The 23668-nt window shown below is 40.5% G+C and carries 18 protein-coding genes and 2 pseudogenes; 12 read left to right on the forward strand and 8 right to left on the reverse strand.

Translation table 11 applies throughout. From position 1 onward, the window contains the following. Positions 1-218 precede the first annotated feature (218 nt). From CAL6303_RS16045 to CAL6303_RS16060, 4 genes are all read right to left on the reverse strand, one after another. Positions 219-1163 (reverse strand): GDP-L-fucose synthase family protein, encoded by a 945-nt coding sequence (locus CAL6303_RS16045; RefSeq protein ID WP_015198864.1) that lies wholly within the window; start codon positions 1161-1163, stop codon positions 219-221. A 188-nt stretch (positions 1164-1351) separates the two neighbouring features. Continuing rightward, entirely contained in the window at positions 1352-2431 is a 1080-nt protein-coding gene (gmd, locus tag CAL6303_RS16050; protein ID WP_015198865.1) for a GDP-mannose 4,6-dehydratase, read from the reverse strand. 564 nt (positions 2432-2995) lie between these two features. Further along, positions 2996-3754, reverse strand: coding sequence for a sugar transferase (locus tag CAL6303_RS16055; RefSeq protein WP_015198866.1), 759 nt, complete (start codon positions 3752-3754; stop codon positions 2996-2998). Between the two features lie 91 nt (positions 3755-3845). Next, positions 3846-5000 (reverse strand): glycosyltransferase, encoded by a 1155-nt coding sequence (locus tag CAL6303_RS16060; RefSeq protein WP_015198867.1) that lies wholly within the window; start codon positions 4998-5000, stop codon positions 3846-3848. Positions 5001-5190: 190 nt separating this feature from the next. Here CAL6303_RS16060 and CAL6303_RS16065 point away from each other — a divergent pair, with 190 nt between their 5' ends. After that, complete coding sequence (locus tag CAL6303_RS16065) at positions 5191-6129, forward strand: NAD-dependent epimerase/dehydratase family protein (protein WP_015198868.1); 939 nt, start codon at positions 5191-5193, stop codon at positions 6127-6129. Positions 6130-6332: 203 nt separating this feature from the next. Here CAL6303_RS16065 and CAL6303_RS29360 read toward each other — a convergent pair. Then, positions 6333-7570: pseudogene (locus tag CAL6303_RS29360) on the reverse strand (ISAzo13 family transposase). A 515-nt stretch (positions 7571-8085) separates the two neighbouring features. Between CAL6303_RS29360 and CAL6303_RS16080 the strand changes: the two are divergent. The 7 genes from CAL6303_RS16080 to gcvP all read left to right on the forward strand — a co-directional run bounded on the left by CAL6303_RS16080 (position 8086) and on the right by gcvP (position 16476). Further along, positions 8086-8502 carry a hypothetical protein gene (locus CAL6303_RS16080; RefSeq protein WP_015198869.1) on the forward strand — a complete coding sequence of 139 codons (417 nt, stop codon included), beginning with the start codon at positions 8086-8088 and terminating at the stop codon, positions 8500-8502. A 15-nt stretch (positions 8503-8517) separates the two neighbouring features. Then, positions 8518-10356 carry a tetratricopeptide repeat protein gene (locus CAL6303_RS16085; RefSeq protein WP_015198870.1) on the forward strand — a complete coding sequence of 613 codons (1839 nt, stop codon included), beginning with the start codon at positions 8518-8520 and terminating at the stop codon, positions 10354-10356. 422 nt (positions 10357-10778) lie between these two features. Further along, the gene (gene gcvT, locus CAL6303_RS16090; RefSeq protein WP_015198871.1) at positions 10779-11903 is read left to right on the forward strand and encodes a glycine cleavage system aminomethyltransferase GcvT; all 1125 of its coding nucleotides are present in this window, start codon (positions 10779-10781) and stop codon (positions 11901-11903) included. Positions 11904-12049: 146 nt separating this feature from the next. Continuing rightward, on the forward strand, positions 12050-12439 hold the full coding sequence (gene gcvH, locus CAL6303_RS16095) for a glycine cleavage system protein GcvH (protein ID WP_015198872.1): 390 nt from the start codon (positions 12050-12052) through the stop codon (positions 12437-12439). Positions 12440-12693: 254 nt separating this feature from the next. After that, positions 12694-13074, forward strand: a complete 381-nt coding sequence (locus tag CAL6303_RS16100) for a type II toxin-antitoxin system RelE/ParE family toxin (protein ID WP_015198873.1) — start codon at positions 12694-12696, stop codon at positions 13072-13074. Then, positions 13061-13378 carry a helix-turn-helix domain-containing protein gene (locus CAL6303_RS16105; protein WP_015198874.1) on the forward strand — a complete coding sequence of 106 codons (318 nt, stop codon included), beginning with the start codon at positions 13061-13063 and terminating at the stop codon, positions 13376-13378. The genes CAL6303_RS16100 and CAL6303_RS16105 overlap by 14 nt, the downstream gene beginning before the upstream one ends. A 212-nt stretch (positions 13379-13590) precedes the next feature. Further along, on the forward strand, positions 13591-16476 hold the full coding sequence (gcvP, locus tag CAL6303_RS16110) for an aminomethyl-transferring glycine dehydrogenase (protein WP_015198875.1): 2886 nt from the start codon (positions 13591-13593) through the stop codon (positions 16474-16476). 122 nt (positions 16477-16598) lie between these two features. On the opposite strand, the gene CAL6303_RS16115 is transcribed toward gcvP, so the two are convergent. Further along, positions 16599-17120, reverse strand: coding sequence for a T4SS efffector SepA family protein (locus CAL6303_RS16115; RefSeq protein WP_415748905.1), 522 nt, complete (start codon positions 17118-17120; stop codon positions 16599-16601). On the opposite strand from CAL6303_RS16115, the pseudogene CAL6303_RS29365 reads away from it, so the two are divergent. Together CAL6303_RS29365 and CAL6303_RS16120 are read left to right on the forward strand one after the other, a co-directional pair. After that, positions 17082-17201, forward strand: a pseudogene (locus CAL6303_RS29365) (Uma2 family endonuclease); the annotation flags it as partial. The gene CAL6303_RS16115 and the pseudogene CAL6303_RS29365 sit on opposite strands and share 39 nt — an antisense overlap. A gap of 156 nt (positions 17202-17357) precedes the next feature. Further along, positions 17358-17861 (forward strand): DM13 domain-containing protein, encoded by a 504-nt coding sequence (locus CAL6303_RS16120; protein WP_015198877.1) that lies wholly within the window; start codon positions 17358-17360, stop codon positions 17859-17861. Between the two features lie 184 nt (positions 17862-18045). Here the strand turns inward: CAL6303_RS16120 and CAL6303_RS16125 are convergent, their stop codons facing one another. Next, entirely contained in the window at positions 18046-18420 is a 375-nt protein-coding gene (locus CAL6303_RS16125) for a hypothetical protein (RefSeq protein ID WP_015198878.1), read from the reverse strand. An 835-nt stretch (positions 18421-19255) separates the two neighbouring features. On the opposite strand from CAL6303_RS16125, the gene CAL6303_RS16130 reads away from it, so the two are divergent. Next, complete coding sequence (locus CAL6303_RS16130; protein WP_015198879.1) at positions 19256-20560, forward strand: type IV pilus twitching motility protein PilT; 1305 nt, start codon at positions 19256-19258, stop codon at positions 20558-20560. A gap of 291 nt (positions 20561-20851) precedes the next feature. Then, complete coding sequence (locus CAL6303_RS16135; protein WP_015198880.1) at positions 20852-21610, forward strand: circadian clock KaiB family protein; 759 nt, start codon at positions 20852-20854, stop codon at positions 21608-21610. Position 21611: 1 nt separating this feature from the next. Here CAL6303_RS16135 and htpG read toward each other — a convergent pair whose 3' ends face one another. Continuing rightward, a complete protein-coding gene (gene htpG / locus CAL6303_RS16140) occupies positions 21612-23567 on the reverse strand; it encodes a molecular chaperone HtpG (RefSeq protein ID WP_015198881.1) in 1956 nt (651 codons plus the stop codon). Between the last annotated feature and the right edge of the window lie 101 nt (positions 23568-23668).

Raw genomic sequence — 23668 nt, forward strand, 5'->3', positions numbered from 1 at the left:
AATAATGATTGCAACATATCCAACGGTAGAGACGTAGCAGTGCTACGTCTCTACAAATATCTATCTGTCACATTGTTTTTTCAAATTGGTATTAGCTGAAACGGCAGAAACTCTATCGGAGAGATGATGAGATACAAATAATGGGGGAAAGTGAAAAGCGAACCACACCAAAAAAGGGAAAGAGTTATCTTTCCCTTAAGTCTCTAGAAATAAGCGACTTAATTAGCGTTTTTGCGCCACCAATCAATCGTATTTTTTAATCCCTCTTCAAATCCAACCTGAGCAGTAAAACCAAAAGCTTGTTTTGCCCGTTCAGTATCCAAACAGCGTCGGGGTTGTCCGTTGGGTTTATCGGTTTGCCAAACTATTTCACCTTCAAATTCCATTAACTTACAAATGGTTGTAATTAAGTCTTTGATGGAGATTTCATAACCTGTACCCAAGTTGACAGGTTCGGAATCATTATATGATTGAGCTCCCATGACGATACCTCTAGCGGCATCTTCTGAGTATAAAAACTCACGAGTTGGGCTACCATCACCCCAAACTGGAAGCTCTTTATCTCCTCTGGCTTGGGCTTCTTGAACCTTACGAATCAAGGCTGGGATAACATGGGAACTGCTAGGATCGAAGTTGTCTTCAGGTCCGTAAAGATTTACTGGTAACAAATAAATCCCATTAAACCCATACTGCTGTCGATAAGCTTGTAACTGAACTAGTAAAGCCTTTTTGGCTACACCATAGGGTGCATTAGTTTCTTCTGGGTAGCCATTCCAAATGTCATCTTCTTTGAATGGTACCGGGGTAAACTTGGGATATGCACAAATGGTACCAACGCAAACAAACTTTTCCACCCCAGCTTCATAAGCTGCGTGAATTAGTTGTGTCCCCATCATCAGGTTATCGTAGAATAACTCGGCGGGTTTTTGTTGATTGAGACCAATTCCGCCTACGTGTGCTGCCAGGTGGATAATAACATCCTGTTGATCAGATGCACGCTTACAAGCTTCCATTTGGCGCAAATCACAATCACGCGATCGCACTACGGTAATTTTATCTTTTTCTGCACCAGCTTTGCACAACTGATCTATCACTTGCTTGCCCAAAAAGCCAGCACCACCAGTCACGAGAATACGTTTGTTTTTTAGTTCCAAAGCTGTCATATTCCTGTATCACTCATCATCAGTTGACAAATTATGCGATTTTCATAGCAATTCTTTGTGAAGATACCTTACACTCACTGCAACTTCACAAAGAAATAGTAGGTGTTTCATCATTTTAGATCCCCGGCTTCTTGAAGAAGTCGGGGATCTGTACTCATCTCACCATGTAGGAAAACTAATTTCCAGTTTTAGAAATGAAGCACTCCCAACTCTTGACGCACCATGGCATTATCTTTAACCACTTCCATGAGTTTGCCGTTGGGGGAAGTTAAACCCAATGCATTTAAATCAGCTTCAACCATCAATGCCACAAGTTGTTCAAATGTCACCGATGGTTCCCAATCCAGAGTTGTCCGCGCTTTGGTGGAATCACCAATTAATAAATCTACTTCTGAAGGACGTAAATAGCGCTCATCAAACTCAACAAATTCTTGCCAATCTAGATTGACATAACCAAATGCTAAGTCCAAAAATTCACGTACAGTGTGAGTTTCGTTGGTAGAAATTACATAATCATCAGGCTTTTCTTGCTGTAGCATTGCCCACATTGCCCGGACGTAATCTTTTGCGTAACCCCAGTCACGTTTTGAGTCCAGATTACCCATGAACAATTTTCTTTGCTTACCTGCCATGATTCGAGCCACAGCCATGGTAATTTTACGAGTCACAAAAGTTTCTCCACGTCGAGGAGATTCATGGTTAAATAAAATACCATTACAAGCAAACATATCGTAAGATTCACGATAGTTTACAGTTTGCCAGTGAGCATAAACCTTTGCACAAGCGTAAGGGCTACGGGGATAGAATGGAGTTGTTTCGCTTTGGGGAACTGCTTGTACTAAACCGTACATTTCCGAAGAACCAGCTTGATAGAAGCGTACTTTTACACCAGTTCGTTGTTGGTAGTCACGAATCGCTTCTAATAAGCGTAAAGTACCCATTCCCACGGAATCCGCTGTATATTCTGGTGAGTCAAAACTAACTCTAACGTGGGATTGAGCGCCTAAGTTATATATTTCAATTGGTTTAACTTCTTCAAGGATGCGGCGCAGTGTGGTACCGTCGGTCAAGTCTCCATAATGAAGATATAAGCGCGCTCCTTCCCGGTGAGGATCTTCATAAATATGATCGATGCGGTCTGTGTTAAATGTGGAGGTGCGGCGAATTATACCGTGAACTTCGTATCCTTTCTCTAGCAAAAATTCGCTGAGATATGAACCGTCTTGACCTGTAATACCAGTAATTAGCGCTCGCTTTTGTTGCGTCATGCTCAAATATCCTTTATGTAAGATTCGGTGCTGATGAAATAAACAGTTACAATTTGCTACAACTTAGCAAACTTTTCTGTGATTTCCCAATGTAAAACTCACTAGTTTTTACTTAGATATTCAATTGTGTCTCAGTTAATTTACTGAGATTGCCCACTAACTATTTTTAGCCACCAGATAAGACTAACCACTACTAGCAAGTGTTTTCCGAATCTTTACAAATAAGTTCATCAAAACTTTATATTTGACTCAGCTTTTTTACCTAAAATTTATAATTTTCAGTTAAAAATATGGTTAAAAAGGCAAATCTGAAGAGGGGAAAGACAACAGAATGTTTTGGACGAGGATTCAAACCCAGTCCGAAGCCTTCCTTCCCCAGAACGTTTCTTATGACCCAATAGGAAGGAATAGGCAAAGTTATAATTTATTTTTTAGGAGGAAAATTGACAAGTAAAAATGAGCATCTTCACAGTGATGGTGTGATATTTCTCACGAAAAAATTGTTAGGGCTTTTGCCCTAACTAATCACTGTTAATTATTCACTCTCACTTAACTTGTAAGTTGTTAATAAGCACCATTATCTTTAGTCATAATCACGACCCCTACTGTCTTCAAAATGATCCATAAATCAAGCCAGAGAGTACGAAACTTGGCATAATGAAGGTCAATTTGAACTCGACGGGGGTAGGGGATATCATTTCGTCCAGAGACTTGCCACAGTCCTGTAATTCCAGGCTTAATGGTGAGTATTTTGTCAATATGACACCCGTATTTTGGAAGTTCTTCTTCTACCAAAGGACGAGGACCAACAACACTCATATCACCTTTTAAGACATTCCAAAACTGGGGAAATTCATCTAAACTAGTAATTCGTAAGAAATTACCGATAGGAGTGATTCGAGGATCTTGTTTCAATTTAAAACTGGATTCAAATTCCTGCTTGAGATGGGGTGAATTTTCCATCATCTCTCCGAGTATTTCGTCAGCATTGCACACCATTGTGCGGAATTTTATACAATTAAACAGTTGATAATTTTGACCTACCCGTTCTTGGACATAAAAAATTGGTCCATCAGAACTAAAAGCAATTAGCGCAGCTAACAGCAAATAGATGGGGGAAAAAACGATCAGAACGAATAGGGAAAAAGCGATATCGAATATCCGCTTGCTAAACTCTCCGTTGATACCCTCGTGGGGTGAAACTCTGGTTTTAGCTAGGAGCGTTTTTTTGATCTGAATACGTCTTAAGTAAGTACGCGCAGATACGCTCTTAGTTTGTCTTTGGTTTCGTTTGCCGGAGAGGAGTGAACTCTGGGCAGTCATCATACTCCTTAATAATCCACACCACACATAGTCCCAATCTTAAAGCTTTTCGGAGGTGCTTCTGGGGATAAATTGCCAAAAGCTTTGCGAACTATACTTTAAGTTTGGGTAAAGAGCTTTTTTCTTGACACGCTGTCAGAAACTCAAGATAGCGTTTGGCAAAGACTTGCGGCGCAAATTGAGCAGCGTGCGATCGCATATACTCAGAATCGAACTTTTTTTGGTAATATTCAAAAGTTTCCACTGCTTCAATTAAAGCAGCTTCAGTTTGAGCATTAAACAAAATTCCTGTTCCTGTATTCGTTGGTGAATCACGAATATCCCGTACAGTTTCTGTAGCACCACCAGCACCGTAGGCAATAACTGGTGTCCCACAAGCTTGAGCTTCCACTAAGGCAATGCCAAAATCTTCACAAGCTGTGTATACAAATGCTTTAGCAGCAGTCATATATTTTTTTAACACATCGTCTGGTTGCCACCCTAGTAGTTGTATATTGGAACGGGCGATTTTACGTATCTTTGCCATATCGGGTCCTGTGCCGATAACTACTAAAGGTTTTTGCAGTTGATTGAAAGCGCTAACGATTAAAGATACTTGTTTGTAACTCACTAACCGGGAAACAATCAGGTAAAAATCCTCCTTTTGCTCAGAAAATGGGAAATTTTCGACATTTACAGGCGGATATATTACCTTTGCTTCACGACGGTAACAGCGCCAAATTCTCCGGGCTGTATGGTGGGAATTTGCAATGAAGTGATCAACGCGATTTGCACTGACTACATCCCATTGGCGTAGACGATGCAAAATATAGCGTGTTGCAATTCCCGGAATTCCGGAGCCTAGTTTGCTAGCATTCAAGTAATCAAATGTCAAGTCCCAGGCATAACGCATAGGGCTGTGGGAATAACAGATATGTAGCTGATCTGGAGTTGTGAGCACCCCTTTGGCAACAGCATGGGATGAGGAGAGAATAATCTCGTATTCGCGTAAGTCTAGCTGTTCGATGGCAAGGGGCAAAAGTGGCAGATATTTTTGAATACCATTGCGCGCTTGGGGGAAAGACTGAAGAAAACTTGTGCCAATAGAGCGTTTGTATAGGTAGCTTTGGGGATTAGTAGATTCAAAATCAATCAAAGCATATAAATCCGCGTCCACATGGTTCAGAATTTCGCGGACTACGAGTTCTGAACCACCTGTTGCTTTTGGGGTAAGCCATTCATGCACTAGAGCATATTTCAAAGGCACAGTTAACTTTGGGGGTAGGTAGGAAATAAAATGAGTAAACAATGGGATTAACAGAAAGTTTCCCACATTTATAAACGAATAGGAAATCCCCCATGGGTAAATATAAAGACGTAATTCTCTAGGGGGAGGTTCCAGAGGGGTACCACTAGCTGATAACCTCAAAAAGGAAGATATTGGGGATTGGGAATTTATGCAAATTCTAGTGATGGGTGGAACTCGTTTTATTGGTGTTTACCTGACAAAATTGTTGGTGGAGCAGGGGCATGAGGTGGTATTGTTCAATCGGGGGAATCGTCCGGTTCCTGTAGAAGGTGTCAGACAGATCAAAGGCGATCGCACAAACTCAGAAAGCCTTAAAGCTGCGTTGGCTAATGAAAAATTCGATGCTGTTTTTGATAATAATGGGCGAGAACTTACTGATACTCAACCATTAGCAGAAATTTTTCAAGACAGTGTGCAACATTTTGTTTACATGAGTTCGGCAGGTGTATACCTCAAATCGGATCAAATGCCTCACTATGAGGAAGATGCTGTAGATCCGAAAAGCCGTCATAAGGGAAAACACGAGACTGAGAGTTTTTTGATGCAACAAGATATACCTTTTACATCAATTCGTCCCACCTACATCTATGGTCCCCAAAACTATAACGATTTGGAAGCTTGGTTTTTTGATCGAATTGTTCGCAATCGTCCAATTCCGATTCCCGGAAACGGGATGCATATTACTCAGTTTGGTCATGTTCAGGATCTAGCTCAAACAATGTGTCGCGTCTTAGGCAATTCTAGCGCCGTCAGACAAGTCTACAATGTCTCTGACAACCGTTTTGTTACTTTTGATGGTTTGGCGCGTGCTTGTGCTGTGGCAGCCGGGAAAGCGCCGGAGGATATCCAAATTGTTCACTATGATCCGAAGAAGTTTGATTTTGGCAAACGTAAGGCTTTTCCAATGCGGGTTCAGCATTTCTTCGCTTCGGTAAATAAAGCGATGACTGAGTTGGGTTGGCAACCACAGTATGATTTGATATCTGGGTTGAAGGATTCGTTTGAGAATGATTTTCTGGTTTCAGGTAGGAGTAACAAGGAGATTGATTTTTCTACTGATGATGAAATTTTAAGTCTGATGAGTTAAGGGACTTCCAAAGAATAAATTATTCCAAAAAAAGGAAAAGACAGGTTGATTTAAAGAATGATAATCATTTTGAGGGGGAGAAAAGGGTTTGCCGTCGGCAAGCCCTTTTCTCCCCCTCATTTATGCATAAGAGTCTATACACTTGTTATTTGAAGTTAAACAGTGTAAATAAGGGATATTTTGCCGCTAAATAAATGTTGCTATTAAAATGAAATCACGTTTGTTTTACTACAACAAATATCAATAAACCAATTACCTAAATTTGGGAAAACTTCATGATTAGAATCGGTTAGCCGCTCAATCTGTTTTTCGATTTGAGCCATAGCTTTTTTTGTAAGCTTTACCCCATTCTCATAAGTTTCGTGTACTAGCTTAACGACTGGATGTTTCCCGTTCCATTTCATAGTGCTAGCAAAATTTAAAGCCGTTTCTAGTTCATCTAAAATACTCCCATTCCAATGATTTTCTAGTACTGCCCATGTCCTTTCTATTGGATTGTATTTACTATGATAGGGAGGATAATAAGCTAAACGTATATTTACTTGACGTTTGTGAGCAAACTCTACTATACGTTTCATAAATTGGGTACGCCGCGAACTATTCTGCGGACCATTATCTTGATTCAGAAGTAGTGTTTTAACTTCAGAAAAACGATGCTTTTCACAAGACCAAAAATCTTCTAGAATATCAACGATAAAATCACTTGTAACTTTCGATTCTGTAAAGTACAAAAATAACTCGTCAAGCTCTGGAAGAAATATTCCATAAGGAGTTACAGTTGTTTTCGGATTATAATCATGGTCTGATGCTTTCACCCCATCCCGGCTTTTACCCCCTCGGTCAAATGAGCCGATCTTAACACAGGCTTTTCCGTCCATGCTTAGACGTAAAACACTCTTATCTTCATCTGCATCTTTATTTACTACATCTAATTGCTCAAAGATTGCATCAGTTTGTGGGATTTTTTTGAGGCTGAACTTTCTTTACCCTTCTGAGCTTATAACCTAAATTATTTAATTTGACTCGAATTGTTTCTGATGTATGTAACTTTTCATCACTATAACCAGACTTTTCGATTAATTGCTTTCTAACTTCGGCTGCACTGAGTCTAGTATATAGTCTTTGACTTTTAAAACTCGGATCGGTTTGACTATAGAAGTCAACTATTTTTTTGATTATCTTCTAAAAGATTTGGCAGATGTTCTTCTGCTTTGTAACGTCCTTTGCCACTCATGTTATCAACACAAGCAATACCGCTTTTTAATTCTCTTGTTCCTTTGCGAATTGTGTCTCGATTCCATCCTAATTCTGATTGTGCAAGTCTTTGCCCTCCTAAACCTAAGCTTTGAACTGTCGAAGCCATAAATCTACGCTTTTCTGCACCTTTTAATTGAGATGCAGTTTCAATGAACAACTTTTTCAGAGAATCAGTTAATACTATAGTCACCAGTTGCTACACTCAAAAACTCAGTCATTATTCAAATTACTACAAAAGGGGGATGAAGGGGCTGCCGTCGGCAGCCCCTTCATCCCCCTTTAAAATGATTATCATTATTTCCAATGGAATAGTTTATTTTCTGGAAGTCCCTTAATAAGTCAGATGAGTTAAGTAGAAGTTGTATAGCCTTGCGGCATTCCAGAAAAGATGTATGAGCGGATATCATTACTAAGGGAAAATATTCATAGCGTCATAACCCACCAGTTACAGGAATTTTCAGGTAAATGAACCACAAATAGACCTCTCTCCAAAGCTCTCTCCTCCTAGCAGAGAGCTTTGATTTTCTCCCCAACGTTGGGGGTTAGGTTGTTGATTTTGTGCTTGTTTCGAGTGAACATTAATCGTAAAATTACGTAAATTAGATACTGATCCGGATACATTATAAAGAATGATTTCCCGAATCTTTAGTAACCAGTAAGTATCATAGATACAGTTGTCTTTGCTTGGTGTAGCATTTTATGGAAGCATTAACCGCTAGCGTCATCGTCACTTTAGCTTTTACAAAAATCTTCGAGAAAACAATCGAGAAATTTACCGAATCAGCGCTTGTTCAAATGGACGAGTTACGAAAGAAAATCTGGGACAAGTTTCGCGGTAATGTCAAAGTAGAGACAGCATTGAGAGCAGCAGAGAAAGGTTCAAAGACTGATTTAGATACAGTCGCTGCTTACCTACAAGTATTAATGCACGAACAACCAGACTTTGCAGAAGAAATTAGAGCGATCGCAAAAGAGATCAAAGCCGGTCAGAAGCAAGATAATAGTAGTATGACCCAGATTAACCAAGATAACGCCAAAGGTTGGCAAACAAAAGTTGATGGGGGAACAGCTTATATCGGAGATATAACCGTCAATCAATCATCACCAAATTCTTAATGGTTATTTGGTGTCATGAAGCAAGAAAATAAAGATAACGCCAAAGGTTGGCAAACTGAAGCTAATAATAGTAATGTTTACAATGCTGATACTATTAATATCAATCACCAAGCTCCCCAAAAACCTGCGACTGCTGTCAAGTATATTCCCTATTCCGGTATTCGTCATTTTGTTGGACGCAGTAACGAGCTAACAACAATTCACGAAAAGTTACACGCACAAAATAACACCGTTGCTATTTCTGCGGTGGCAGGAATGGGTGGAGTTGGTAAAACAGAATTGGCGATAAAATATGCTAGGGAACATGCAGATGCGTATCCTGGTGGAGTTTTTTGGTTAAGTGCTAGAGATGCAAATATAGCTGCGGAAATTATTCAATTTGTGCAGCTACAAATGGGTTTAGAAGTTCCTCAGCATGATTTTCAAGGGAATAATTTGACCCTGGTTCAACAAGTAGCTTGGTGTTGGCAAAATTGGCAACCAACAGAAGGTTTGGTGTTGGTAGTTTTGGATGATGTGACGAATTTGCAGGGGTTTGATGAGTTGATACCCTCAAATCATCGCTTCCGGATTTTGCTGACAACGAGATTGCGTGATATTGACGCGAATGTTGAGGAAATTCCTCTCGATGTGTTGTCAGAGGAGGAAGGATTACAGCTATTAATAAATATCCTGGGGGAAAAGCGAGTCAATAAACCATCCCGCCATTCCAAGGATGAACGACGTAATCTCAATGACTCGTTGGAAGTGAAAGATACTGAGATTGCTTCCTTACGTCGCAATGACGCAGATGCTCAAGAATTATGTAAATGGTTGGGATATTTGCCGTTAGGAATCGAATTAGTGGGACGGTACATCAAGAAAAAACCGCCCCATTTCACGTTAGGGAAAATGCTGGAATTGTTGCAACAGCAGCGACTGGAACAGGAAGCGATTAATCCCCAAAAAAAGGGATTGAGTACCGCACAACGGGGAGTTTTAGCTGCATTTGAATTAAGCTGGGTGGAATTGAATCCAGAAACACAAAAAATAGCCGGGTTATTGAGTTTATTTGCAGCAGATATTTTTGTATGGGAATGGGTAGAATCCACAGCGAAATCCCTCAACTGGGATGAGTCGGATGTGGAGAAAGCAATTGAGCAACTTTACCAACGTCATTTAGTGCAATGTTTAGAAGCAGATGATTTATATGGTTATAAAATTCATCCCTTAATTAGGGAATTTTTGAAAGATAAATTAACCGCAGACGGGGAAAAAAACGCAATCAAGCAAGCATTTACTAATACTTTTATAGAAATTGCTCAAACAATTCCCTATACACCAACTTTAGAATTTATTAACTCAGTTAAAACAGCCATTCCCCACCTCACAGAAGTTGCAGAAAATTTAACCGATGCAGTCAGTGACGAAAATCTATTTTGGGCTTTTACTGGTTTAGCTTGGTTTTACAATGGACAGGGTTTATATGGATTAGCAGCACCTTGGTATGAAGGATGCGTATCCGCAGTCAAATCCCGCTTGGGAGAAAATCATCCCGACGTTGCAAGCAGTTTGAACAATTTAGCAGCACTCTACAAATCCCAGGGAAGGTACGAACAAGCAGAACCTATGTACCTCCAAGCTTTGGAGTTATATAAACAGCTACTGGGAGAAAATCATCCCGACGTTGCAACCAGTTTGAACAATTTAGCTACACTCTACTATTCCCAGGGAAGGTACGAAGCAGCAGAACCACTTTACATCCAAGCTTTGAAGATTGCAGAACGGGTTTTGGGTGCAAATCATCCCAATACGGTGACTATTCGGGGGAACCTGGAATATTTACGCACACAGCAGCAAGGAAGTGAGGGGTGATTTTTAACTTCCGTCATTGCGAGTGTAGCGAAATGAAGCGATCCTTTGACTCGTTTGTGTTTAAGATGTTGAGATTGCTTCCTTCGTCGCAATGACAGATGAGGTTTTTTACTGGGTTTGAGTGGAAGTGCGATCTCTTGCAATGAAAGCTGTGTTTTGTAGGGTTGGTCGGAAAGTGCGAAGCTTGCGCGACGAAAGTCGTTCGCTTTCTGGTAACAAATGGGTTTTTTACTAGGTTTGTTTGAAAATGCGATTTATGGAGTTTGTCGGAGAATGCGATCGCACTTCCTAATTAACTTAACTATGTTGGGTTGCTAAAGTTTTCAAGCTAGATAAGGTTTAGTTTTTCTCTGATTCTGTGTTAGTTGATGAATTCATCTTTTAGTATATAAAGATGTTGACTCAATATCGTAAATTTACCTGTGGCTAATCAATCGGAAACGACTCAAGATTTACTGCGAACTCCTCTGTATCCCCTTGCTAAAGAACTAAAAGCTAGGTTTACGGGTTTTGGAGGTTGGGATATGGCTGTGCAGTTTAGCGGTATAACTACTGAGCATGAAGCTGTGAGGAATACTGCGGGGATGTTTGATATTTCCCATATGGGTAAGTTTATTTTGCGGGGAAAAAATTTGGTGGAGCAGTTACAAAGGCTGGTACCATCAGATTTACAGCGTTTACAACCTGGTCAAGCTCAGTATAGTGTTTTGCTGAATCCCCAAGGTGGAATTATTGATGATGTTATTTTTTATTACCAAGGGGAAGATTCTGGGGTGCAGCGGGGTGTGTTGATTGTCAATGCTGCCACTACTGGGAAGGATAAGGCTTGGTTGTGGGAGAATTTAGATCGCACTCAGATAGATTTTCAAGATTTGTCAACTGAAAAGATTTTAATTGCTGTTCAAGGACCAAAAGCAACTGGATATCTCCAACAGTTTGTGCAAGAGGATTTGGCACCTGTGAAAGCTTTTGGACATTTGGATGCAACTGTATTGGGAAAACCAGGTTTCTTGGCACGAACTGGTTATACAGGGGAAGATGGATTTGAGGTGATGGTGGATTCAGAAACAGGTTTACAATTGTGGCAAAGTCTGCTGAAAGCTGGTGTGAAACCCTGCGGATTGGGTGCTAGGGATACTTTGCGTTTGGAAGCGGCAATGTCACTTTATGGGCAAGATATTGATGATACTACTACACCTTTAGAAGCTGGTTTGGGTTGGTTGGTGCATTTGGATAGTAAAGGTGATTTTATTGGACGGGAAATATTAGAACGACAAAAAGCTGAAGGTGTATCCCGTCGCTTGGTAGGATTACAAATGCAGGGGCGTAATATTGCTCGTCATGGCTATCCAGTTTTATTTGAGGGGAATATTGTGGGGGAAATAACTAGTGGGACTTTATCCCCGACACTTGGTTATCCGGTAGCTTTAGCTTATGTTCCCAGCAAAATCGCAACTGTCGGACAGCAATTAGAAGTGGAAATTCGCGGTAAATTATATCCAGCAAACGTAGTTAAGCGCCCTTTTTATCGTGCTGCCAAAGCTTGATTAACTTATCTTCTGATGTTTCTCTCAAGCCAGTGTTTGCATTTTATCCCCCCTGGTATGTTACTAATAGCTAGTAGCCGCAAAGCTTTTCCAGCTTTTATCCCAACTCACTTAATTAAAAATCATCTGCTAAGGAATCGTTGAAAATGACTTTTGAATATCCCGAAGATTTGAGATACTTAGATACTCATGAGTATGTCCGCTTGGAAGGCGAAATTGCAACTATTGGTATTAGTGCTTTTGCAGTTGATCAATTGGGTGATATTGTTTTTGTGGAACTGCCTGATGTGGGTGATGCGATCGCTAAAGGTGATACCTTTGGTTCTATTGAATCGGTAAAGGCTGTGGAAGATTTGAATGCACCGATTACAGGGACTGTGATTGAGCGCAATGATGCAATTATTGATTCACCGGAAGAAATTGCTGATGATCCCTATGGTGAAGGTTGGTTAATGAAGGTGCGTGTGAATGACTTTAGTGAAATTGATGATGCCATGACGGCAGGGGAATATAGTAACCAAGTCGAAGGAGTTTAACTCAGGTATGGAAAATTATTTCTTCTACTTCTAGCTAAAAATAAAACTCTAAGTAAGTCGGCACAGATAAACACAACTATGTAACAAAGTGTAAATTAAACTCAAATCCTGACCACTACTCACTATTCGCTACTCACTACTGACTCCCCACAACGATAATTTTTCCCACCCACCTACTTACTAAGTCTTGCTAAACTTTAAGTCTGATCCAGCATAGCACTTAGTGCTATACTCTGAGCAGAAGGAACTACAATATGGTGGTTTACAAAACCCGATGGTTCGACCGTTGGTCACGCAAACATGGACTTCAAGACCTTAGTCTTTGTAATGCTGTAGATGAAATGATGGCAGGACTTTATGATGCCGATTTAGGGGGTGGGCTTTTTAAAAAGCGAATTGCACGAGAGGGACAAGGTAAGCGTAGCGGTTTTCGTACTCTAATCGCTACCAATAAAGGAAATCGGTGGATTTTCGTGTTTGGTTTTCCCAAAAATCAGCGCAGTAATATCGATAAAGATGAACAAGAAGCCTTAAAGAGATTAGCATCTGAATTACTTTCCTATACAGACGAAGATCTCGAAAAAGCAAAGCTAGAAGACGAATTAATAGGGGTAAATTGCCATGAGGAAAACTAAATCACCTATTCTTGAAGCTGTTCACGAAACAGCTAAGGGATTGCATCAGGTAGGTGTGATGGATCAAGTTACATTACGTGAATTTGACCGACTCTGTTTACCACCGATGGAAACTCTGGAAGCTAAACAGATCAAGCAAATCCGTGAATCAGCACAAGTTAGTCAAGCGGTGTTTGCAGCAATCTTAAACACAAGTTTATCAACAGTCCAAAAATGGGAAATCGGACAAAAGCGACCGACGGGTACTGCACTGAAACTACTTTATTTAGTTCAAAAAAATGGACTGGAAAGCATAATCATTTGAATGCCAGAAAACCACCTGCGCTTCTATATAAAATGACTACAAGCAGGTTTCGATAGAACATCTGTGACATACTCCTACACCTTTGGATCATTAGGTATACCCTGAGTAATCCGGAAAATCAACATAAAGATTACATAAACTCAGTAGGGGAATATCACACCTTATATATATTTATTGCAAAATATTAAATAGTCACGTTTGGAGACTAGTTTGTGGTAAGTTACGCTCCTCGCCCTCAGTCAACTCCTGAACCGATGGTAGATAGGGACAATCAGCAGTTCGGTAGTTTTCAGCAAAGACATATTGGTGTCACCAGTGATGCAGTTCAAGAAATGCTGGAAGTTTTGGGAATTTCCAGTTTGGAACAGTTAATTAATGACACAGTTCCCCAGACAATTAGGTTAACGAGTTCGCTTGATGTCCCCGATGCCGAAACTGAGTATAATGCACTGCGGATGTTGAAAGCGATCGCGTCCCAGAACAAAGTGTATAGTTCCTATATTGGGATGGGTTACTCTAACTGCATTACTCCCCCGGTAATTCTGAGGAATATCCTGGAAAATCCCGGTTGGTACACTGCTTACACTCCCTATCAACCAGAAATTGCCCAGGGAAGATTGGAAGCTTTATTAAATTTTCAAACCCTGATTATTGATTTAACTGGGTTGGAAATTGCCAATGCTTCCTTACTTGATGAAGGTACCGCAGCTGCCGAAGCAATGAGTATGAGTTACGGTGTCTGCAAAAATAAAGCAAATGCCTACTTTGTTTCCCAAGATTGCCATCCCCAAACAATCGACGTGTTACAGACGCGTGCCAGACCCTTGGGAATTGATATTATCATTGGGAACCACCAAGATTTTGACTTTTCTACAGCTATCTTTGGGGCAATTCTCCAATACCCTGCCAGTGATGGCACAATTTACGATTACCGTGAATTTACTCAAAAAGTACATGTTACAGGTGCTTTAGTTACAGTTGCTGCTGACCCCCTAAGTTTGTGTTTACTCAAACCTCCAGGTGAATTTGGAGCGGATATTGCTGTTGGTAGTACACAGCGTTTCGGTATTCCCTTGGGTTATGGAGGACCCCACGCAGCATATTTTGCCACTAAGGAAGAATACAAACGCCAAGTACCAGGACGAATTGTTGGTGTATCTAAAGATGCGCGAGGAAAAACAGCTTTAAGGTTGGCTTTGCAAACCCGCGAACAACACATTCGTCGAGATAAAGCAACTAGCAATATTTGTACGGCACAGGTTCTATTAGCAGTTATTGCTGGGATGTATGCTGTATATCATGGGGCTGAAGGATTAAAACAAATTGCTGAAGATATCCACCAAAAAACAACAACTTTAGCTGAAGGGTTGAAAAAATCCGGTTATAGAATTAAAAGTGAAAATTTCTTTGATACATTGCGAGTTGAATTAGGAAGCAAGAGTTTAGAATCTATTCTCCAAGCTTGCGAAGTCAAAAAAATCAACTTGAGAATTTTCGACGATAACGCTGTGGGAATTTCCTTAGATGAAACAACCAGCGAAGCCGATTTAATCGACTTACTGGAAATCTTTGCCCCAGGAAAACAACTCCCCTCCTTCCCCCCCTCCCCCCTCCTTTCCCGCACTACCCCTTACCTCACCCACCCAACTTTTAACCGCTACCACTCGGAAACCGAATTACTGCGTTACATCCACAAACTGGAAACCAAGGATTTATCCCTAACTACATCCATGATTCCCTTGGGTTCCTGTACGATGAAACTCAATGCAACATCGGAAATGATACCCGTCACTTGGGCAGAATTTGGGAATATTCACCCCTTTGCACCGAAATCTCAAACCAAAGGGTATCAAATATTATTTGAGCAGTTGGAGGCATGGTTAGCCGAAATTACCGGATTTGCTGGGATTTCCTTACAACCCAATGCCGGATCTCAAGGTGAATATACTGGACTTTTAGTAATTAAACAGTATCACGAATCACGAGGTGATACTCACCGCAACATCTGCCTAATTCCCGAATCAGCACATGGTACCAACCCAGCCAGCGCCGTTATGTGTGGGATGAAAGTAGTCGCTGTAGGCTGTGACAAAGATGGCAACATCGATATTAGCGACCTCCAAGCCAAAGCAGAGAAACACCGCGACAACCTTGCCGCCTTGATGGTGACGTATCCTTCAACACATGGTGTATTTGAAGAAGGCATTTCCGAGATTTGCGCGATCGCACATCGCCACGGAGGGCAGGTTTACATGGACGGGGCAAATATGAATGCTCAAGTCGGTTTATGTCGTCCTGGTGATATTGGTGCCGATGTCTGCCATTTGAACCTGCACAAAACCTTCTGTATTCCCCACGGTGGCGGTGGTCCCGGCATGGGTCCTATTGGTGTCGCTTCGCACCTCGTACCTTTTCTTCCTGGACATCCTGTAATTGAAATTGGCAGCGAAAAATCCATCGGCGCAGTATCTGCGGCTCCTTGGGGTAGCGCCAGCATCCTCGTAATTTCCTGGATGTATATTGTGATGATGGGTGCATCCGGTTTAACTGAAGCTACCAAAATCGCCATTCTCAACGCCAACTATATCGCCAAACGCTTGGAAGGACATTACCCTGTACTCTACAAAGGTAGTAACGGGTATGTGGCACACGAATGTATCCTAGATTTACGTGCCTTGAAGAAATCCGCCAATATCGACATCGACGACGTAGCTAAACGCTTGATGGACTATGGTTTCCATGCCCCCACTGTATCCTGGCCCGTCGCTGGTACAATTATGGTGGAACCCACAGAAAGCGAATCTAAGGCAGAATTAGACCGTTTTTGTGATGCTTTAATTGCCATCCGTGCAGAAATTGCCCTAATTGAAGCTGGGAAAATGGATATTCAAGATAACCTGTTGAAGAATGCACCCCATACCGCCGAAAGCTTAATTTCCGGGGAATGGACACATCCATATACTAGGGAAGAGGCTGCATATCCAGCGCCTTGGACAAGGGATAATAAGTTTTGGGTTAGTGTCAGTCGTATTGATGCAGCATTTGGGGATAGGAATTTTGTTTGTTCATGCTTACCGATGGATGCATATTCAGAGTAAGTTGGAAATTTAGACTTTAATTAACAAACCCGGTTTTAGAAACCGGGTTTTTGTAGTGAATCGGAGTTAGAAAAATATAATATAAAAATTATATATTTAATATATATTTTTTATTTTCACAACTATTCAGGACACCAGCTAACCTTACCCCGCTTCCCAGGATGCATTGAATCCTTTTTGTCACGCCACTCAAAATATATTTCAATTGGCAATTTGGTACTTTCCATCAAGTGTAAGGCATTACGCCATGCAAGATTTGCACTCACTCCTTGTATAGAAATATTTAGTTCTGGCAGATAGTGAAAGCCTGAATCAGTCTTTTTACCCTTAACTATATTAGATAAAGAAAGCTTAATTAAATCATCTATAGTCATCCCCCGTTGAACAACTAGTTCATGAGCAACATCAATAATTTTGCTCCAATTTGGCTTTTGAACCTCGTTGTCACCCATAATCGCACGCATGACTCTAGTGTGATCCAGGCTTTTATCAAGACTATTTAAATTACCTAAATCTATTATTTCTTTACCCGGATCGACTGATTTCTCATCAGATACTTGAGACTTATGATGTATTTCATAGTAGCTTAATACCCGCTCAAGAGTACCAGTGCTAAAGATAGAAGCGAAAAATTTACTAATTATCTCAAAATAACCTCTTTGCAAGAGTATTTATTGATTGACTCGGAAAAAATTTCCGTTGAGCGTTTCTGTCGTGGGGACGGAAGCACTAATTATTCAAGTCATAATCAAGTTAATTAGAGCTAATACCTGCATCTTACTACCTTGCATAGTGGCTCCTATCTAGCTTTAAGCTCTGGTTTTCAGGGCACTATATACAACTGACAAAATTAGAGTTAAGTTATTAAGGAATCTAAGATCGTGAAACTCAAAAGTTTATTAATATTAAGCCTAGCATCATTTCTGACCATTAGTTGCGCCAAAGAAGTTAGTTCAACTGAAGCTCCTATTGCTGTTAACTCTCCAAACAATCCTACAGTTCAGTTAGCGAAATCTGAAAAATCATCTATTAAAAAAGTTGATAATTTTGTCTCTGGAGAACATAAAACTCAAGGTACAGCCAAAATTGTGACAAAAAATGGCAAATCATTTTTAGAACTTGATAAATCTTTCAAAACTTCCAATTCAGGACCAGATTTAGTTATAGTTTTACATCGTTCAGACAACGTAATCGGTTCTACTAAACCACCATACTATTCTTTAAAAAAGGGAGATTATGTTCTAATTAGCCCTTTAAAAAAATTTAGTGGTGATCAAAGTTATGCCATTTCTGACAAAATCAACTTAGCTGATTACAAATCTGCTGTAATTTGGTGTCGCAAGTTCAATGCTACCTTTGGTGCTGCGAAGTTAAGTAATAGCTAAATCTCCTGCATTTTTGGTGACAATCCAGAACACCGAGTAATTTTAAAGGATTCTTTAATAATTGCTAGTCAGTGGTTAACCTATAATCCATACCTATGGATTGTAAAAATTTAACTAAGCATGAAAAAACCCGGCAGAACCGGGCAGATGCACTGTTTGTTGAACATCTAGTAGTGATGGCTACTTATTCGCTAATTTCACAAGTCAAGGGACAAGCGGCGAAAACAGTGGTCTGCATTTGTTCTGCCTCTCCGTGTAACCAACTTAACCATTTCACTTCATTGGGATGAATTCCTTTTGTAGTCAAAATAGCAGCAGCGCAAACTACAGCCAAGACGTTAAACAAAATTAATCCGCCAGCCACTAACAATACTGCACTAACAGGCATTACTGATTGAAGAACAACTGATAGTAAACATCCTACTGTAGCCATCAACACCACTAAAGGAAAACCAACAACCAACAAGCAAACTGCCAGGGTAAAAGTCCAAATCAAAAAGCTTTTAAGCATTAGTACAGAATAAGCTTTACCGAAGTTCGAGGTTTGAGACAGAGCCACGATTTTTCCTCCCAGTAACAAAGCAGATGTTTTCGTTGCGAGATTAATTCGTTAGCGATCCGCATCGGGATCAACGATTTAATGTATTTAGTATATAAAAACCTTTTGCGAAGATGAGCATTTATTTAATAAACTTTACAGTTATTTTTTTGTAATTGTGGATAAATACCAGCAGCAAAGATGAAAGACGAGTAGTTGAGGGGGCTAAGGTATTGCTAATTATCTATTTTCAACTCAGAAGAGAATTAGGACGCAGAGCATAACAGGTAATTTATAGAGGAAGTATTTAAGCAGAATGGGTTAGGGTGAAGCCAGAATTTGAATCTTTACAGCCAAGCACATAATAATAGTCGGGTTAGATGTGGTTTCAACCCGCCTTCAAATTTTAGATTTATTTTATAAAGCATCTCGAAGATTGAGAACTGATAGCTTTCGGTTTAGTCTGTCGTGGCTTTTGACCTGCTTTACATTTCTTATCACAACACCCCTTCATTCTCATAATTATTCCTCAAGATAGAGTTGCGCTGAGTTGCCATCAGTTAGTGCTGATATTCCTGCGGTTATTTTTTTTCATCAGATTTTAAGTGAATTAGGAAATCACAGGTTCGGATTCAACTAATTAATACATTAATATCTACCAAATATTACTGATTATATTTACTGTGTCAAGTATGTTAAACAAGTAAATGAGTAGAATTTTTAGTTCTTCTTTAAATTTAAAGTTTCAAATTTAAAAATAATTTGCTACTTACAGATGCGTAGTATCTCCTCCTAAGCACCCTAAACATCAGCAAGCGACAACAGCGTTCTACCCACTTAATTAATTGGAAGATTTATGAGCGAATCCCAGCGTCCAGTCGGTCAGACTCCAACCATGCCTCGTGGTATACCCCCAGCACCCCCACCACCACCGGGAATGAGTGTTAGTACTCAACGTCAAGCCACTCAAACTCTGGATATGGGTAATAGTCAGCGTGCTACCAATGGTTCAGGGGTAGTTCCTACCTTACCAACAACACCAGCAACACATCGTCCAGGAACACCTCCACCAATGGGTGCGCGTCCTCGCAGTAATCCTTCTGGGATTACAATGGAACACTTAATCAAAGAAGCATTTGATAAGGGTTTTTCGGATATTCATTTGGGTGTGGGGGAAACACCACGCTTCCGCAACCGAGGTGAAATTGAGACTACTAGCTATGCCGAAACTGATAAACCAACTTTTATGGCTTGGTTGGAAGAAATTCTGACTGAGGAAGAAATCAAACGGTTTGAGCAGAATCTAGAATTTGATGGTGCGACTCAATATGAGTTTGCACGGGTACGGATTAACGTTTTTGATTCGCTGCGCGGTTATGCGATGGTATTGCGGCTGATTCCTTTGAAAATTCTGACGATGGAACAGTTGAACTTGCCTACAGTTTTCCGGGATGTTTGTCATCATCACAAAGGGCTAATTTTGATTACTGGTCCCACTGGTTCAGGTAAGTCAACGACATTGGCAGCGATGATTGACTATATGAATAAGGAAATGCCACGTCATATCATTACCATCGAAGATCCGGTGGAATTTGTCCATCAAAGTAAAAAAGCTTTAATTAAACAGCGGGAAGTGGGAATGCACACCCGTAAGTTTGATAATGCCCTCAAAGCTGCACTGCGGGAAGATCCAGATGTGATTCTGGTGGGAGAAATGCGGGACAAGGAAACTGTAAATACGGCACTCAAAGCTGCACAAACAGGTCACTTGGTGATGGGAACGTTACACACTAATAGTGCGGTGAAAACCATTGAACGGATTCTGAACCTTTACGCGGGTGAAGAACAAGAAGCTATGCGGGTAGCTGTTTCTGAATCATTGGTGGCAGTTATTGCCCAAGGTTTGTGTCGAACAACTGATGGTAAGCGTGCTGCTTTCCACGATATTCTCATTAATACTGATGCGGTGAAAGACTGGATCAAAGATGGGAAATACGATGAAATTAACGAGTTGATGAAGCAGGCAGGTTTTGATGGGATGACCACCATGAATCAATCACTGCTGGAACTTTATAAGGAAGGACGCATTAATGAGGAAACAGCCTTAGAGATGTCCCCAACTCCGAATGAAATGGCACAATATCTACGAGGTAGGGAATAATTGATACTTTCCTGGCTGAAGTGAGGGACATCAAGTTAGGAATTAGAAGTTTAGAGTGATGGGTGTGGGCATAATATCAACTACACTTTTGCTAGGGGCATTTTTGCTAAGGGTATAGGGAAAAAACTAGTGGAAGCAAAATCACGCTGAGAATTGCCAGTTGGGAAAGGCTTTATTTAAGAGTGTTTGACTCTCCTGGATTCTGTAGTTTACTTTTACTGGTATCTCATACTCAAGTATTGTTTCCATTCTGAATCTATTTTCTAATTCCTAACTTAATTAATACCGTTGATGCCAGAAAAGTTACCGCTACCTCAGTTATTTAAAGGTATTGCCCTATTTACACCTGGAGGAGATTTAATTTATTGTATTGACCCCAGTAAAAAGGGTCGATGGCATTTACATTTGTGTACGACTCTACAAGAAATTTTAGATTTATCTGAACCACCTCATTTTTTAGTTCCTTATTATACAGCGACAATTGATCACTGGTTAGATCCTCGGACAGAAGAAGTACGGACGTTTGCGGAAGCTTATCCGGCAGTAATGCGGCACCAAGCATTATTAAACAGTATTTTTGAAGCTGGCGATCGCGTATGGCAAGCAGCGCCTTGGCAGGATGGTTTATGCGATCGCTTTGTCATGTCAACCTATAGATCTACGTTCCCCCAACTGTGGGAAGACCATGATTTGATTGTTCGGGCTGATTTGAAACATTCCCATTCAAGTTTCAGGTCTTCAGTAATTTTACCTAAACAAAGTCAAGAAAAAGTACAGGCGTATGTTCTGCGTTTATTCGTTGCTGGCAAAAGTGCCAATACTGAACGCATTCTTAAAACCCTGTATGATTTATTAGAAAGATATCTAACTTACCCCTATACCCTAAAGGTAATTGATGTCCTGAGTCATCCGGAACAAGCGGAAGTCAATCAAGTATCGGCAACTCCCACCTTAGTTAAAGTTTATCCCCTACCAATCCGAAGAATGGTAGGGGATTTGGATAATGTTGAACGAATTTTAAGTATGTTGGGTGCGAAAGAACCAGCTTAGGTTACTTTGTCGCTTGTTCAGTCAACTTGGTTAACACTTCATTTGAACGTTCTACAAACGATTTCATTCCTTCAGCATCAAAACCTTTTTGGGACATTAACGCTAAATCGTAGACGTGTTGACAAATCATCCCTGCAAGTTGAGCGCTAGGTGAATCACCACCATCTTGAATTATACTACCTTGGCTGAGGTTTGCTAGGTTCTGAATTAATGGATGTGCTGTATTCACAACTAAAATGTGATCTTCTGGGAATTCTGCACTTTGTTGTTGACTCATCGCACTCATATCCCGCAAACGTCGCATAATTTCTGGTAAAAGTACCATTGCTGGGGGTGTACCTTGGGGGTTATCAGATTTTAGGGATTCTGTGCGGATATTGACTTTAGGTTTGTTGATGGCTTTTTCAAACAGTTCTTTGACGACTTCTGAACGGGTTTTATTGGTGGTGGGATCAACTATTTCCGCAGGTTTGTCTTTGTCGAGAAGGGTGTTATCGAGATCCGAGTCTACCCGTGTAAATTTAACATCGTTGTATTCCTGTTCCAGGAAGTTGATAAAGTAGGTATCGATGAAGGAGTCGAGATACAGGACTTCTAAGCCTTGACTCTTGTGTAATTCTACGTAGGTTGACTGTGCTGCTGGATCTGTGCAGTAGAAAACACGGTTTTCGTGACGTTCTTTGTTACGTTCGAGATATTCCTTCAGGGTGGTAAATGGGAGTTTCGCGGCTTTATTTACGTCTTCCCAAGCGTCTCCATCTTCGCTTTGTACCTGTACTGTGGTAGTTTCTTGACTGGGTTGGTAGGTGGTTTGGAAGACGATGATATCTTCCACTTGTTTTTTAAATTTCTCGTCGTTGAGGGTACCAAATTTGACGAATGTTCCCAAGTCTTTCCAAGCGCTGATATATTGTTCGTAGCTATCGCGGTAAAGTTCTTTGAGTCTATCACCAACTTTTTTGGCAATATAATCACCGATTCGTTTCACAGTGCGATCGCCTTGTAAGGAACTGCGTGATACATTCAAGGGAATGTCACTACTATCGACGACTCCTCGCATCGGTAAAAGAAACTGGGGAATGATTTCTTCGACGTTATCGCTGACAAATACCTGGTTACAAAATAGTTTGATTTGCCCTTTACTGACATCAACATCGGGACGGAGTTTGGGAAAATACATAATCCCGTTGATGATGAAGGGATAATCTGTATTCAAATGTACCCATAGCAAGGGTTCTTCTTGGAAGGGGTACAGGTATCGATAAAATTCGAGATAATCTTCTTTACTGAGGTTGTTTGCCGATTCTCGCCAAGGTGCTTTTTGACGGTTGAGGGTTTCGCCATCCATTTTGATGGGAACTGGCATAAAGTCGCAATAGGTTTTGACTAAGTTTTTCACCCTTGCAGCTTCCAGATATTCCTCTTCTTCTTCCAAGAGGTACATGGTGATGGTGGTACCACGAGTGGTGCGGGATGATTCTTCCAAGGTGAATTGAGGTGAACCATCACAACTCCAGTGAACAGCTTGCGCTCCTGCTTGGTAGGATAGGGTATCGATTTCTACTTTTTTTGCCACCATGAAGGAGGAGTAGAAACCTAAGCCAAAATGTCCGATAATTGGTTGATCGGAATCACTTTTGTACTTGGTGATGAATTCTTCGGCACTGGAAAATGCCACTTGGTTGATATATTTCTTGATTTCATCGGCTGTCATGCCGATGCCGTTATCAGAAATAGATAGGGTTTTGTTACCTTTGTCAATGGCAATTGTAATCTCTGCTTCCCCAATTTCTCCATCATATTCCCCTGCACGGGATACCATATTCAACTTTTGAATTGCATCAACTGCGTTGGATACCAATTCTCGGAAGAAAATTTGATGATCTGAATATAGAGATTTCTTGATAATTGGGAAAATGTTTTCAGTATGAATACTGATGGTTCCTTGTTCAAGCATGATTTTTAAGTTTATGAGGATCTCTAAATGAGAATTTTAAAGGGTAAATAGAAGTAATTGCCCTTAGTTGTCTGATGTAGATTACCACATAGAAAATATTC

The sequence above is a fragment of the Calothrix sp. PCC 6303 genome (assembly GCF_000317435.1).
GTDB lineage: Bacteria > Cyanobacteriota > Cyanobacteriia > Cyanobacteriales > Nostocaceae > PCC-6303.

Excerpts from the sequence above, each read along its gene's own strand:
- gmd (WP_015198865.1), bottom strand. The coding sequence starts at position 2,431 with ATGACGCAACAAAAGCGAGCGCTAATTACTGGTATTACAGGTCAAGAC.
- CAL6303_RS16135 (WP_015198880.1), top strand. The coding sequence starts at position 20,852 with ATGCCAGAAAAGTTACCGCTACCTCAGTTATTTAAAGGTATTGCCCTA.
- CAL6303_RS16105 (WP_015198874.1), top strand. The coding sequence starts at position 13,061 with ATGAGGAAAACTAAATCACCTATTCTTGAAGCTGTTCACGAAACAGCT.
- CAL6303_RS16100 (WP_015198873.1), top strand. The coding sequence starts at position 12,694 with ATGGTGGTTTACAAAACCCGATGGTTCGACCGTTGGTCACGCAAACAT.
- CAL6303_RS16045 (WP_015198864.1), bottom strand. The coding sequence starts at position 1,163 with ATGACAGCTTTGGAACTAAAAAACAAACGTATTCTCGTGACTGGTGGT.
- CAL6303_RS16085 (WP_015198870.1), top strand. The coding sequence starts at position 8,518 with ATGAAGCAAGAAAATAAAGATAACGCCAAAGGTTGGCAAACTGAAGCT.
- CAL6303_RS16130 (WP_015198879.1), top strand. The coding sequence starts at position 19,256 with ATGAGCGAATCCCAGCGTCCAGTCGGTCAGACTCCAACCATGCCTCGT.
- CAL6303_RS16065 (WP_015198868.1), top strand. The coding sequence starts at position 5,191 with ATGCAAATTCTAGTGATGGGTGGAACTCGTTTTATTGGTGTTTACCTG.
- htpG (WP_015198881.1), bottom strand. The coding sequence starts at position 23,567 with ATGCTTGAACAAGGAACCATCAGTATTCATACTGAAAACATTTTCCCA.
- gcvH (WP_015198872.1), top strand. The coding sequence starts at position 12,050 with ATGACTTTTGAATATCCCGAAGATTTGAGATACTTAGATACTCATGAG.
- CAL6303_RS16080 (WP_015198869.1), top strand. The coding sequence starts at position 8,086 with ATGGAAGCATTAACCGCTAGCGTCATCGTCACTTTAGCTTTTACAAAA.
- CAL6303_RS16055 (WP_015198866.1), bottom strand. The coding sequence starts at position 3,754 with ATGACTGCCCAGAGTTCACTCCTCTCCGGCAAACGAAACCAAAGACAA.